General features: G+C 79.1%; 12 protein-coding genes and 1 pseudogene. 10 read left to right on the top strand and 3 right to left on the bottom strand.

Annotated elements, in window-relative coordinates; genetic code table 11:
* Positions 1 to 85: 85 nt before the first annotated feature.
* From AB0E83_RS33295 to AB0E83_RS33320, 6 genes and pseudogenes are all read left to right on the top strand, one after another.
* A pseudogene (locus AB0E83_RS33295) lies at positions 86 to 517 on the top strand (FGGY-family carbohydrate kinase); the annotation flags it as partial.
* A gap of 164 nt (positions 518 to 681) precedes the next feature.
* Complete coding sequence (locus AB0E83_RS33300; RefSeq protein ID WP_362120202.1) at positions 682 to 2,031, top strand: FAD-dependent oxidoreductase; 1,350 nt, start codon at positions 682 to 684, stop codon at positions 2,029 to 2,031.
* Positions 2,028 to 3,281, top strand: coding sequence for an FAD-dependent oxidoreductase (locus tag AB0E83_RS33305; RefSeq protein WP_362120204.1), 1,254 nt, complete (start codon positions 2,028 to 2,030; stop codon positions 3,279 to 3,281). Before AB0E83_RS33300 ends, AB0E83_RS33305 begins: the two co-directional genes overlap by 4 nt.
* Before the next feature lie 46 nt (positions 3,282 to 3,327).
* The gene (locus AB0E83_RS33310; RefSeq protein WP_362120206.1) at positions 3,328 to 3,804 is read left to right on the top strand and encodes an NUDIX domain-containing protein; all 477 of its coding nucleotides are present in this window, start codon (positions 3,328 to 3,330) and stop codon (positions 3,802 to 3,804) included.
* A 62-nt stretch (positions 3,805 to 3,866) separates the two neighbouring features.
* A complete protein-coding gene (locus tag AB0E83_RS33315; protein ID WP_362120208.1) occupies positions 3,867 to 4,118 on the top strand; it encodes a hypothetical protein in 252 nt (83 codons plus the stop codon).
* 350 nt (positions 4,119 to 4,468) lie between these two features.
* Positions 4,469 to 5,728: a serine hydrolase gene (locus tag AB0E83_RS33320; RefSeq protein WP_362120210.1), complete on the top strand. Its 1,260-nt coding sequence runs from the start codon at positions 4,469 to 4,471 to the stop codon at positions 5,726 to 5,728.
* Positions 5,729 to 5,873: 145 nt separating this feature from the next.
* On the opposite strand, the gene AB0E83_RS33325 is transcribed toward AB0E83_RS33320, so the two are convergent.
* Positions 5,874 to 6,125: a DUF5133 domain-containing protein gene (locus AB0E83_RS33325; RefSeq protein WP_362120212.1), complete on the bottom strand. Its 252-nt coding sequence runs from the start codon at positions 6,123 to 6,125 to the stop codon at positions 5,874 to 5,876.
* A 101-nt stretch (positions 6,126 to 6,226) separates the two neighbouring features.
* Here AB0E83_RS33325 and AB0E83_RS33330 point away from each other — a divergent pair, with 101 nt between their 5' ends.
* Both AB0E83_RS33330 and AB0E83_RS33335 read left to right on the top strand, forming a co-directional pair.
* A complete protein-coding gene (locus tag AB0E83_RS33330; protein ID WP_362120214.1) occupies positions 6,227 to 7,264 on the top strand; it encodes an NAD-dependent epimerase/dehydratase family protein in 1,038 nt (345 codons plus the stop codon).
* A 167-nt stretch (positions 7,265 to 7,431) separates the two neighbouring features.
* Positions 7,432 to 8,736: an acyl-CoA dehydrogenase gene (locus tag AB0E83_RS33335; protein ID WP_362120216.1), complete on the top strand. Its 1,305-nt coding sequence runs from the start codon at positions 7,432 to 7,434 to the stop codon at positions 8,734 to 8,736.
* Positions 8,737 to 8,756: 20 nt separating this feature from the next.
* Here AB0E83_RS33335 and AB0E83_RS33340 read toward each other — a convergent pair whose 3' ends face one another.
* Positions 8,757 to 9,644 (bottom strand): hypothetical protein, encoded by an 888-nt coding sequence (locus AB0E83_RS33340; protein ID WP_362120218.1) that lies wholly within the window; start codon positions 9,642 to 9,644, stop codon positions 8,757 to 8,759.
* A gap of 187 nt (positions 9,645 to 9,831) precedes the next feature.
* On the opposite strand from AB0E83_RS33340, the gene AB0E83_RS33345 reads away from it, so the two are divergent.
* Positions 9,832 to 10,761: a universal stress protein gene (locus AB0E83_RS33345; RefSeq protein ID WP_362120220.1), complete on the top strand. Its 930-nt coding sequence runs from the start codon at positions 9,832 to 9,834 to the stop codon at positions 10,759 to 10,761.
* A 211-nt stretch (positions 10,762 to 10,972) separates the two neighbouring features.
* Positions 10,973 to 11,830, top strand: coding sequence for a CAP domain-containing protein (locus AB0E83_RS33350; protein WP_362120222.1), 858 nt, complete (start codon positions 10,973 to 10,975; stop codon positions 11,828 to 11,830).
* A 7-nt stretch (positions 11,831 to 11,837) separates the two neighbouring features.
* Here the strand turns inward: AB0E83_RS33350 and AB0E83_RS33355 are convergent.
* On the bottom strand, positions 11,838 to 12,353 hold a 516-nt coding region (locus AB0E83_RS33355; RefSeq protein ID WP_362120224.1), incomplete at its 5' end, for a CAP domain-containing protein.

Consider the following 12,353-nt stretch of genomic DNA (forward strand, 5'->3'; position numbering starts at 1 on the left):
GATGGGCCGGGTGGTGAGCAGGCGCAGGCCGATGCCGATCAGCTGAGCCCTGCGCTCCTCCGGCTTCAGCCGTGCACGGGCGGGCACCGGCCTGGGGCTCGACACCGGCCGCGGGCACCTGGTGCGGGCCCTCGTCGAGGGCATCGCCGCGCAGGTCGTCGAGCTCGCCGGGGCGGCGGCCGCCGACCGGGGCGCGCCGCTGGAGGCCCTGCGCGCCGACGGCGGCCTGACCCGCTCGGCGCTGCTCATGCAGACCCAGGCGGACCTGCTCCAGCTGCCGGTGGAGGTCTCCGCGCTGCCCGACGCGACGGCGCTCGGCGTCGGCGCGATGGCCCGCCTCGGCCACGAGCCGGGCCTCGCCGTGCCGGAGGCCGTACCGGCGTGGAAGCCGTCCGCCGTCTACGAGCCCGCGATCTCCGCGGACGAGGCGGCGGACCGGCTGGGCCGGTTCCGGACGGAGGTGGCGGCCCTGCTGGAACGGCCGGACGCCGGACCGGGCCCCGGGGGAACGGCGTGAACGCCGGCGGGCGCGGGCGCGGCGCGGGGCGGGGGCACGCCGGAGGCGGCTGGTACGCAGGAGGGCGAAGGCACGCCGGAGCCGGCGGGTACGCAGGAGGCGACGGGTACGCCGGAGGGCGCGGGGCGCCGCCGGAGGGGCCGGACAGGGCGTACGACGTGGTCGTGGTGGGGGCCGGGGTCGTGGGCTGCGCGATCGCCCGCGCCCTGGCGCGGTACCGGCTGCGGGTCGCGCTCGTCGACGCGGCGGACGACGTCGGCGAGGGCACCTCCAAGGCCAACACCGCCATCCTCCACACCGGTTTCGACGCCGTCCCCGGCACCCTGGAGGCCGGGCTCGTCCGGGCCGGCCACCGGCTCCTCACCGGCTACGCCGCCGAGACCGGGATCCCCGTCGAGCCGGTCGGCGCGCTGCTCGTCGCCTGGGACGAGGAGCAGCGGGCCGCGCTGCCCGGACTCGCCGCGAAGGCCGCCCGCAACGGCCACCACGCCACCCGGCTCGTCGACGCGGCCGAACTCCGCCGCCGCGAACCCCACCTCGGCCCCGGGGCGCTCGGCGCGCTGGCCGTGCCGGGCGAGTCGGTGATCTGCCCCTGGACCACCACCCTCGCCTACGCCGCGCAGGCCGTCCTCTCCGGCGTCCACCTGCTGCTCGGCCGCCGGGTGACCGGCGTCGTCACGGCCCCCGGAGCACCGCACCGGCTGACCACCACGCGCGGCCCGCTCGCCGCCCGGTTCCTGGTCAACGCCTGCGGCCTGTACGCGGACCGGTTCGACGCGCTGCTCGGCGTCCGGGACTTCACGGTCACGCCGCGCCGGGGCCAGCTGCTCGTCTACGACCGGTTCGCCCGCGGCCTGGTGCGGCACATCCTGCTGCCCGTCCCCGGGCCGCTGGGCAAGGGCGTCCTCGTCGCGCCCACCGTCCACGGGAACGTGCTGCTCGGCCCGACCGCCGAGGACCTCGACGACCGGACCGCCACCGGCACCACCGCCGAGGGGCTCGCCGGGCTGCGGGAGCGGGGCGCCCGGATCGTGCCCGCCCTGGCCGAGGAGGAGGTGACGGCCGCGTACGCGGGGCTGCGGGCCGCCACCGGCCGGGAGGACTACCGGTGCGCGGCCCGCCCGGAGCTGCGGTACGTCACGGTCGGCGGGATCCGCTCCACCGGCCTGTCCGCCTCCCTGGCCCTCGCCGAGCACGTCCTCGGACTGCTCGCGGAGTGCGGCCTGCGCACCGGCCCGGAGCGTCCGCTCGCCCCGGTGCGGATGCCGCACCCCGGCGGGACGGCCCCGCGCCCCCGCCGGGAGGACGCCGGGTCCGGCACGGTGGTCTGCCACTGCGAGGGCGTCACCCGCGGCGAGGTGCGGGCCGCGCTCGCCTCGGTCGTCCCCCCGGCCGGTCTCGACGGCCTGCGCCGCCGCACCCGGGCCGGGGCCGGCCGCTGCCAGGGCGGCCACTGCCGGCCGGCCCTGCGCGCCCTGTTCGAGGAGTACCGGAAGGACGGCGGGACGCGGTGAACGACGGACCGGACCGGGAGGGGACGGCACGCGCCGTCGACGTGCTGGTCGTCGGCGCGGGGCCGGCCGGGCTCGCCGCGGCGGCCCGGCTCGCGGCGGCCGGCGCCGGACGGGTCGAGGTCCTGGAGCGGGAGGGCGAGCCGGGCGGCGCGCCCCGGTTCTGCGCCCGCCCGGGGTTCGGCGCGGACGCCCGGGGGCGCGCCCTGGACGGCCCGGGGTACGCCCGGCGGGCGGTGCGCGCGGCGCTCCGGGCGGGGGCCGTCGTCCGCACCGGCGTGTCGGCCACCGGCTGGGCGGGCCCGCTCCTCGTCGGGACGGCCTCGCCGGCCGGACCCGAGACGCTCCGGGCGCGGGCGGTGGTCCTGGCGACGGGCGCGCGCGAACGGTCCCGGGCGGCGCGGATGCTGGCGGGGACCCGTCCCGCGGGCGTGCTGACGACGGGTGAGCTCCAGCGGACGGTGGACCTGTTCGGGCCGCGTCCGGAGCGGATCGGGCGGCGCGCCGTGGTGGTCGGCGGCGACCCGGTGGCCGGACACGCCGTACGGCTGCTGCGCCGCGCGGGCGTCACGGTCGCGGCCGTGGTGTGCGAGGGGCCCCGCGCCGCGCCCGGCACCGGGGGCGCCCCGGTGCTCACGGAGACGGTGGTCACGGAGGTGACCGGCCGGGGGCGGCTCGCCGGGGTGACGGTGCGGGGCCGGGACGGACGGACCCGGACGGTGGGGTGCGACACGCTCGTCCTCACCGGCGACTGGGTCCCGGAGCACGAACTGGCCCGCGCGGGCGGCCTGCCGCTCGCGCCCGGCGGCCGGGGCCCGCTGGTGGACGCGGCGCTGCGGACCGGGGTGCCGGGGGTGTTCGCGGCCGGCGGCCTGCTGCGCGGCGGGGAGCCGGCGGTGCGGGCCGCCGCCGAGGGCCGGGCGGTCGCCGACGCCGTCCTGGCCCGGCTCGACGGCCGGGCGCCCGGCCCCGCGGCGGGCCTGCCGGTGCGGGCCGCGGGGCCGCTGCGGTGGGTGCACCCGGGGCTGCTCGGCCCGGAGCCGGCTCCACTGCTCCTGCGGGCCGAACGGGCCCTCGTCCGGCCGGTCCTGACCGTCGCCCAGGACGGGCTGCCGCTCCACCGCGCCCGGCTGGGCGGCACCCTGCCGCCGTGGCGGACGCTCCGGCTGGGGCCGCGGTGGACGCGGGCGGCGGACCCCGCGGGCGGTCCGGTGGTGGTGACCGCCGACGGCGGGGAGGACGGGCCGGTCTGACGCGCTTCCCGCTGCGCCGCGCGCCGGTCCCGGTCAGACTGGCGGCATGCCGGTCAGACGCAGCGCGGGTCTGCTCGTCTTCCGACGGACGGAGGACGACGGGATCGAGGTGCTCATCGGGCACATGGGCGGGCCGTTCTGGGCGCGCCGCGAGGAAGCGGCGTGGACGGTGCCCAAGGGCGAGTACGGCGCGGAGGAGGAGCCGGAGGACGCGGCCCGCCGCGAGTTCCGGGAGGAGCTGGGGCTGCCGGTGCCGGAGGGCGACTGGATCGGTCTCGGGGAGGCGCGGCAGGCGGGCGGCAAGACCGTCACCGTGTGGGCGGTGGAGGGCGATCTGGACCCGGCGGCCGTCGTGCCGGGGACGTTCACCCTGGAGTGGCCGCCCCGCTCGGGCGTCCGGGCCGAGTTCCCGGAGCTCGACCGGGTGGGCTGGTTCGCGCCGGAGGCCGCCGCCCCGCTGCTCGTCGCGGGGCAGCGGGTCTTCCTGGAGCGGCTTCTCACGCGGGTGCGCGGGCGGGCCTGAGGGCCGTTGTCAGACCCGTGCGAGAGGCTGGGGTGCGTCCAGCCGTCGAGAGGGAGCCCGACATGACCACCATCACCGCCACCGAGCGCGCCGCGGCCCAGGCGTACTTGCGCCTCCTCGAGTCCACCCAGGCCGTGCTGGAGGATCCAAGCCTCGCGCCGTACGCGGGGGTGATGCTGACGAACCCGATGGCGGAGGCCGACGAGGCGCTGCGCGCGGCGGGCCTCGCGGGGAACGAGGACCGGCTGCTGCGCCTGGTCTCCTCCCTGCGAACCTCCCCCGGGCCGGCTCCCGGCGCGGGCCCCGGCGCCTGAGCGCGGCGGCCCGCCCCGCTCACGGTCGGGCGGGCCGGCCGGGCGGGCACGCGTGAGGCCGCCGTTCGGGCGACGGCCGGCCTCCCGCTTCCCAGCGACAACGGGCAGGCGTGCGCGGCCCGTTGCGGGCCGGGGGCCGAACAGCCCGCCTCCTCCCCGGCGCCGCGCCCGGACGGCGGACGACGGCGGCGGGGTGGGCGGACGTCCCCCGTCCGGCGGAGCGGCGGCGCCCGCCGGGGGTCCCACGACCACCCGCCCGGCGGCACGACGCGCCGCCCCGCGCCGCGTTCTGTAGGCCGGGTGGCGCACTCCGCCCTGCGTGCTCCACCCCTCCTTCCTACGGTGGCTGAATGATCGTCACGTCAGCCCTTCGCCATGCCGCCGCGGGCTCCGCCGCGATGCTGCTCGTGCTCTCCGCCCCCGTGGCCGGCGCCGCGACCCCGCCCCGCACCACGACCGCCGCCCCCGCCCTCGGACCGGGCTCCGTCACCGAACCGACCCCTCCCGCGCGGCGGTTCGTGGACCCGGCACGGCTCGACCGGCCCGGTACGCAGGTGCAGCCGCTGGCCGGCGCGCCGGCCCTCCCCACCCCTTCGGCCCTGTCCTGGGTGGTGGCCGACGCCGGGACGGGCGAGGTGCTGGCCGCCCGCTCCGCGCACCGGAAGCTGCCGCCGGCCAGCACGCTGAAGGCGCTCTTCGCGCTGACGGCGCTGCCGCGGCACAAGGCGTCCGAGCGGCACACGGTGGCCGACGAGGAGCTGACGGGGATCGGCGAGGGCAGCAGCCTCGTCGGGGTGAAGGAGGGGTACACGTACCGGGTGTCCGACCTGTGGAACGGCGTCTTCCTCAGTTCGGGCAACGACGCCGTGCACGTCCTCGCGGCGATGAGCGGCGGCTGGGAGTCGATGGCCCGCCAGATGCAGGAGAAGGCCCGGTCCCTGGGGGCCCGGGACACGCACGTGGTCTCCCCGGACGGGTACGACGCGCCGGGGCAGGTCTCGTCCGCGTACGACCTGGCGGTCTTCGGGCGCGCCGGCATCCAGGACCCGGAGTTCACCCGCTACTGCTCGACCGCGTACGCCGACTTCCCGGCCGGCTCGTGGTCGTACGGCATCGCCAACACCAACCGCCTGCTCACCGGCGCGGACGGGGTGGGCCGCTACCCGGGGCTGATCGGCGTCAAGAACGGCTACACCAGCAACGCCGGCAACACGCTCATCGCCGCCGCCCGGCGGGGCGACCGCACGCTGGTCGTGTCGGTGATGAACCCCCAGTCGGGCGGGGGGCTCGCCGTGTACGAGGAGGCCCGCTCCCTCCTCGACTGGGGCTTCGCGGCGGCGGACAAGGTCCGTCCGGTCGGCTCGCTGCTCCCCCCGAAGTCGCCGGAGTCTCCGGAGCGCGCGCCGGCGGAGGCGCGGGCGGTCTCGGTGCGCGGTGGCGCCGGCGCCCCGGCGGCGGTCCCGGGCGCCCCCGCCCCCCGTCCGGACGGGGCCGCCGGGGAGGCCGCCGCGCCGGCCCCGTCGGTGGTCCTGCCCCTGTCGCTGGTCGGCTCGGCCTGCGCGGCGGCCCTGGCCCTGTGGGCCTGGCGCCGCCGCGCGCCCCGGACCTGAACCGCTCCCCCGGCCGGGCGTCCGGTCCGCGCCGGGGCCCGCCGGTCCCGGCGGAGGACGGTCGGCGCCGGGCGCCCGGAGGCGAGGAACCACGCCGTCCACGGCGCGCCGGCGGCGGCGTCCGCGCGGGGGTGGCGGGGGCGGGTCACAGGGGCGCCCGGAGGCCCACGTACCGTTCGGCGGCGCGGAGGGCCTCGGCGATGGAGCGGACGCCCATGAGGACGCAGAGGGTGTAGGCGGTGTCCTCGAAGCGGCGGCGGTCGGAGAGGTCGCAGGAGCCGGCCAGGACGGTCCGCTCCTGGGCGCGGTAGTGGCGCAGGAGGCGTTCGACGGTGTTCCGGTCGGGCAGCAGCATGGGTTCCTCCGTGACGGCCCCCTTCTCGTGCGGTCGCTCCATGGTGCTCGTACCGGGCCGTCCGCGCGACCCGTCCGGTCACGTTCCGTCACCGGGGCGGGGCCGAGGTGCGAGGGTCGCCCGGACGGAGGAAGGTCGGAGACATGAACGCGAGTACGGGACTGAGGGTGGTCGTCACCGGCGCCACCGGGAACGTGGGGACGAGCGTGGTGCGGGCGCTGGCGCGCGAACCGGGGGTCGGTTCCGTGCTGGGGCTGGCCCGCCGGCTGCCCGGCCTCGAACTGCCGGGGGTCGAGTGGGCGACCGCCGACCTGTCCCGGGACGGCGACGGGCCGCGGCTCGACCGGTACGTGGCGGACGCCGACGCGGTGGTGCACCTGGCCTGGCGGTTCAACCCGACGCACGATCCCGTGAAGACCTGGGAGACCAACGTGCTGGGCTCGCTGCGGGTCTGCGAGGCGGTGGCGGCGGCGCGGGTGCCGGCGCTGGTGTGCGCCTCCTCGGTGGGGGCCTACTCCCCCGGTCCGGAGGGCGGCGCGCCGGTCTCCGAGGCGTGGCCGACGAACGGCTGGCCGGGCGCCGCCTACAGCCGGGAGAAGGCGTACGTGGAGCGGGTGCTCGACACCTTCGAGCGCGACCATCCGCAGACCCGGGTGGTGCGGATGCGTCCGGCGTTCCTCTTCAAGGAGGAGGCGGCGAGCGAGCAGCGGCGGATCTTCGGCGGCCGTTTCCTGCCCGGGCAGCTGGTGCGGCCCGACCTGCTGCCGGTGCTGCCGGAGCCGTCGGGCCTGCGCTTCCAGGTCCTGCACACCGACGACGCCGCCGACGCCTACGTACGGGCGGTGCTGCGGGAGGTGCGGGGCGCGTTCAATCTGGCGGCGGAGCCGGTGGTGGACGCGGCGCTGCTCGGCGAGCTGTTCCACGCCCGCCCGGTGCGGGTCCCGGCGGGCGCCGTGCGGGGCGCCCTCGCGGCGGCCTGGCACCTGCGCCTCGCGCCCGCCTCCCCCGGTCTCTTCGACCTGCTGCGGCACATCCCGGTGATGTCCACGGAGCGGGCGCGCCAGGAGCTGGACTGGCGGCCGGCGGCCTCCTCGGTGGAGGCCCTGGAGGCCTTCCTGCGCGGGGTGCGCTCCGGCGCGGGCGACGACACGGCGCCGCTGGCCGGGCGCCGCGCCGCCTGACCCCCCTCCCGGCGCGACCCAACCCTCCGCCACCTGCGCCGATCTGACGTGGTCTCACTTCTCGGAACACCCTCATCCACATCCCGGACGCCCCTTGGGGCCGCCGCCCCCGCTCTGCCACTATCCCTAGTGATTCAGTGGGGATTACGGAGGGCAGGTGGGGTGGGATGAGCACGCAGCAGACGACGCCCAGGGACGACACGCTCTGGCGCCGGGTCGTCCGGGAGCTCGCCGACGACCTGGCCGTGGACGCGCACGCCCGCGACCGGGCCGGGAAGGCCCCCTTCGACGAGGTCGAACGGCTCCGGGAGGCGGGGCTCCCGGCCTTCCTCACGGCGGCCGACCCCGCGCCCGGCGGGGCCGGCCCGGGGGCGGACCTGCGGACCGCGTGTTCCGCCGTGCGGGAGCTGTCCGCCGCCGACGGTTCGGTGGGGGAGATCCTCGCCCACCACTACGCCCTGTCCTGGACGAGCCGCTTCCTCACCGGCCCGGACGGCCGGGCCGCGGAGTCCTTCCCCCGCCTCGACGCCCGCACGGCGGCCGAGGGCTGGCTGCTCGCCGGCGCCGCCGAACCCGCGCCGCCGGACGCCGGGCCGGACGGGGAGCCGGGCGCGGGGCCGGGCCTCACCCTCACCCGGACCGGCCGGGGCGGCTGGCTGCTCGACGGCCGGCGCGCCTTCGACTCCGCCGTGGCCGTGGCCGACCGGCTCGTCGTCGCGGCCCGGCCGGCGGGCACCGGCGACCCGCTGGTCGTCCTGGTGGACCCGGCCCACCCGGGCGTGTTCGCCGAGGCCGCGGCGGACCGGGTGGGACAGCGGCTGACGGGCGCCGGGACGGTCGCCTTCGACCACGTGCCCGTCCCCCGGGCGCGGGTCCTCGGCACCCTGCCGGCCGACGAGCACTCCGTCGCCCCCTTCACCGCCCTCGCGCCGCTCGTGCTCCGGCTGCTCCTGGTGCACGTGGCCCTCGGCATCGCGGAGGGGGCGCTCGCGGAGGCGCGGGACGTGAACCGGGCGGTCGTCCCGGAGTCCGGCGCGGCGGCCCGGGAGACCGGGTCCGCCGCCGTCCCGCCGGACCGGGGGGACGACCCGTACCTGCTGCTCTCCTACGGGGAGCTGGCGACCGCCGCGCACACCGCCGCCGCCGTCGCCGAACGCGCCACCGACGCGCTCTCCCGCGGTCTGCGCGCCGGCTGGGCGCTCGGCGCGGAGGACCGCGCCGACCTCGCGGTCCTGGTGGCCGCCGCCGAGACCGTCACGGGCCGGGCGGCGGTGCGGCTGACCACCCGGATCCTGGAGCTCGTCGAGGGCGCCCCGGCCGCCGCGCCGGGCGCCGGCGGCGGCCCCGGCCTCGACCGCTTCTGGCGCGACGCCCGCGCGCTCACCGCCCGCACCCGCCCCGCCCACCGCCTCCGCGACATCGGCGACCACTACCTCAACGGCACCCACGCCCGCCTGGCCCGCAGCGCCTGACGCCGCGCCGGGGAACCGGGTCAGGGGACCCGGGTCAGCTCCGCGAGCTTGTCCCCGTCCAGGCCCCACCGCTGGAGGGCGATCCGCTCCGCCGTGCCGCCGAGCTCCCACGGCTCGGTCCCGCAGTCCGGGAGGTCGGTCGACACGGCCCCGCCCCAGGAGTCGGAGCCGGTCCGGTACGTCCACGTGCCGCGCCCCGTGCAGGTGTCCGGGGTCTCGCCGGGGGCCGGGGCGAAGCCCACCGGGTCCATGACGCCGTCGGCCGTCAGGGTGCCGTCGGCAGCGAGCTCCAGCGTGCCGCCGCGCCCGTCGGTCCAGGTGCCGACCAGCGCCTCCCGGCGGGGCGCGGGCGGCTTGTACTCCGTCAGGACGCCGGTGCCGAGCGCGAGGCCGCCCAGGACGGCGGTGCCCACGACCGCGGCCGTCCCCCAGAGGGCGATCCCGCGCAGCAGCCACCGCCGGCGCAGCCGGGCGACCAGGGCGGCCGGGACGATCAGCGCGACCAGCGCCGCCCAGACGGCGAGGGCCACGAGCGGGGACGGGAAGCCGCGCAGGGCCAGCAGGCCGCCCACGACCGCGACGCCGGCGGCGGAGACCGGAACCCACCACCACGGCTCGGGCCCGTCCTCGGGCCGGTGGCCGGTCCGCCGTCCCAGCTCCTGCGCGAGCACGACCGTCGGCACCACCAGGAGGAGCGCCGCCACGGCGACCGCGAGCGATCCGGGCAGCGCCACCACGGGCAGCATCATCAGCGTGAGCCCGTAGTCCCCGCCCAGGGCCGCCTCCTGGGTCGCCCCGTACAGCGCGGACACCACCGCGACCAGCGTCAGCTCCAGCATGAGCATGGCCGTCGCCACCATCAGGACCCGGCCGAACGAAGGCGGACCGGTCCGTGTCGTCGTCTTCATGACGATCACCCCCGGCGCCATCCTGCCATGCCGCGTTGAACACGTTCAAGACGGGGTCGGGGGCTGACGGTCCGGCATGTCGGGACCTCCGTCCCTCCTTCCGGGCGGCCGTCGGGCCCAAGCTGGGGGTGAGGAGGGAACGGCCGCCCGGCCGGGCCCGTCACGCCACGATCAGGGAGGCAGCCAGATGACGCGCGAGGACCGGCGGACCGGAACGACCGGCGGCGAGGCGCGGGAGTCCCGCGCGGGCCGGGAGATCGTGGCCGGGGTGGACGGCTCGCCGGAGAGCCTCGCCGCCGCCGAGTGGGCGGCGCGCGAGGCGGAGCACCGGGGCGTTCCGCTGCGGCTCGCGCACGCCTGGCGCTGGGAACCCCTCGACCTGCCGCTCGTCCAGGACCGGGAGACGCAGGAGCGGGCCGCCGAGGAGGTGGTGCGCGCGGCCGAGGCGGAGGTCGCGGCCCGTCACCCGCGGGTGGAGGTCACCTCCGAGGTGCTCGCCGACACCCCGGTCGCCGCGCTGCTCGACACCCTGGACGAGGCCGGGATGCTGGTCATCGGCTCGCGCGGGCACGGCGCGGTGGCCGGCTTCCTGCTCGGCTCGTACGGCCAGCAGATCATCGCCGCCGCGACCCGCCCGGTCGTCGCGGTCCGCGCCCACGACGACCGGGCCGCCGCGTCGCCCGCCGGCGAGATCCTGGTGGGCCAGCAGGGCGGCCCGGAGGACAGCGAGGCCGTGCTGCGGTTCGCCTTCGAGACCGCCGCGGCCCGGGGCGCCGCCGTCCGCGCGGTGCGCGCCTGGAGCCTGCCGCCGCTCTTCGCGTACAGCCCGGCCTCGCTGCGGCTCGCCGACGACGCCGGCGGGCTCGTGCCCTTCGAGGAGGAGGCGCTGCGCGAGGCGCTGGCGCCCTGGCGCGAGCGGTACCCGCACGTGCCGGTGACCGAGCACGTCGAGCTGGGCAGCGCCGGGCAGGTCCTGCTCACCACCTCCGGCGAGGCGCAGCTGCTCGTGGTGGGCCGCCGCGCCCGGCGCGGGGCGCTGGGACAGCGGATCGGTTCGGTGGCCCACGCCGCCCTCCACCTGGCGCCCTGCCCGGTGGCGGTGGTCCCGCAGGGCTGAGGACCGCGGGGAGGGAGGCCCGGGGCCGGGGGACGGCTGCACCCGTTCGGCGGTCGCGTCAAGCCGGCGCGGCACGTTGACACGCGGAGTTGACTCTCCCGGTTGACGTGGGGTGTCGGGGCGGCGGCGCGCGGAAAGCCTTGACCCCGTCGCCCCGGGGCTCGCCCGAGCGCCGGACCGGACGGCGGCACAGGCGAGAGAGCGGAGCTCCATGCGGTACGACGGCCCCGGCCCTTCCGACCCCTTCGAAGCCCCTCGCGGAACCCCCTTCGACGACCCCCGCGAGGCCCACCGCGACGACCCCCGAGAGAACGCCCGCGGAGAACCCCCCGCGCGTCTCCGCCCCGGCGCCCCCGTCTCCGGCCGGCACCGCCGCGGCGGTCCCGTCCGCCGCCGCGCGCTGCCCCGGCCGGGCTTCCGCGGGGCCGTCCTCGCCGCCGGCACGGCCGCCGCCGCGCTCACCGTCCTGCTCGGCCTGTACGCGGCCCTCCCGCCCTCCTCCCCCGCCCCCCGCGCGGCCACGCCCCCCGTCCCCCAGGCCCCGCCCCCCTCCCCTCACACCCCCGTCCCCGCCTCGCAGCAGGCCCGCGCCGGGGACCCTCGCGCCGGGGACCGGGCGGCCGACGGGCTGGCGCCGCAGACCGGGGCCGCCCGCGCCGCCCCGGTGACGGCGCCGGCCCGCGCCTCCCGGTACGTGCGGGACGTCGTCGCCCTCGCCAACGCCGAACGGGACCGGGCGGGCTGCGGCCCGCTGCGCGCCGAGGCCCGGCTGGGCAGGGCCGCGCAGGCGCACGCCGACGACATGGCGGCGCGCGACTACTACGCCCACGCCAGCCCCGAGGGGCGGGACGGCGGCGACCGGATCACCGCCGCCGGCTACGACTGGCGGGCGTGGGGCGAGAACATCCACAAGGGGCCGAAGACGCCGGAGCGGGCGATGGAGGACTGGATGGACAGCCCGGCGCACCGGGCGAACATCCTCAACTGCGCGTTCCGCGACATCGGGGTCGGGGTGGCGCTCACCGCCGACGGGCCGTGGTGGGTGCAGGCCTTCGGCACCAAGGGCTGACGCCCGCTCAGTGCGCGGGCGCGGCCAGCTTCTGCACCCAGACCGTGCCGCGCGGGCCCGGGACGGCGGCCACGCCGGTGTCCCGGTAGGAGCAGTCGAGCAGGTTGCGCCGGTGGCCGGCGTCGCCCATCCAGCCGTCGACGACGGCCGCCGGTCCCGGCTGCCCCTGGGCCAGGTTCTCCGCCCAGGCCGACCAGGCGTAACCGGCGGCGGTGATCCGGCCGTCCGCGAACTCGCCCTCGGGGCTGGCGTGGCCGTAGTAGCCGCGCGCCGTCATGTCCCGGGCGTAGGCGCGGGCGGCGGCCTCCAGCCGGGGGTCGGTGCGCAGCGGGGCGCAACCGGCCCGCGCCCGCTCCCGGTTGACCAGCTCCGTCACCCGCTCCCCGGGGCCGGGCGGGGGCGCGGCGGGGGTGCGGACCGGGGGCGGCGCCGGGGTGGTGGGCGTCGGCCGGGGCGCCGGGCGGGTGGCGGCCGCGGTGGCGGCGGGGGCCGTGCTCGGGGCGGGCGCGCGGGTCGGCGCGGG

It is taken from the genome of Streptomyces sp. NPDC035033 (assembly GCF_040636735.1).
GTDB lineage: Bacteria > Actinomycetota > Actinomycetes > Streptomycetales > Streptomycetaceae > Streptomyces.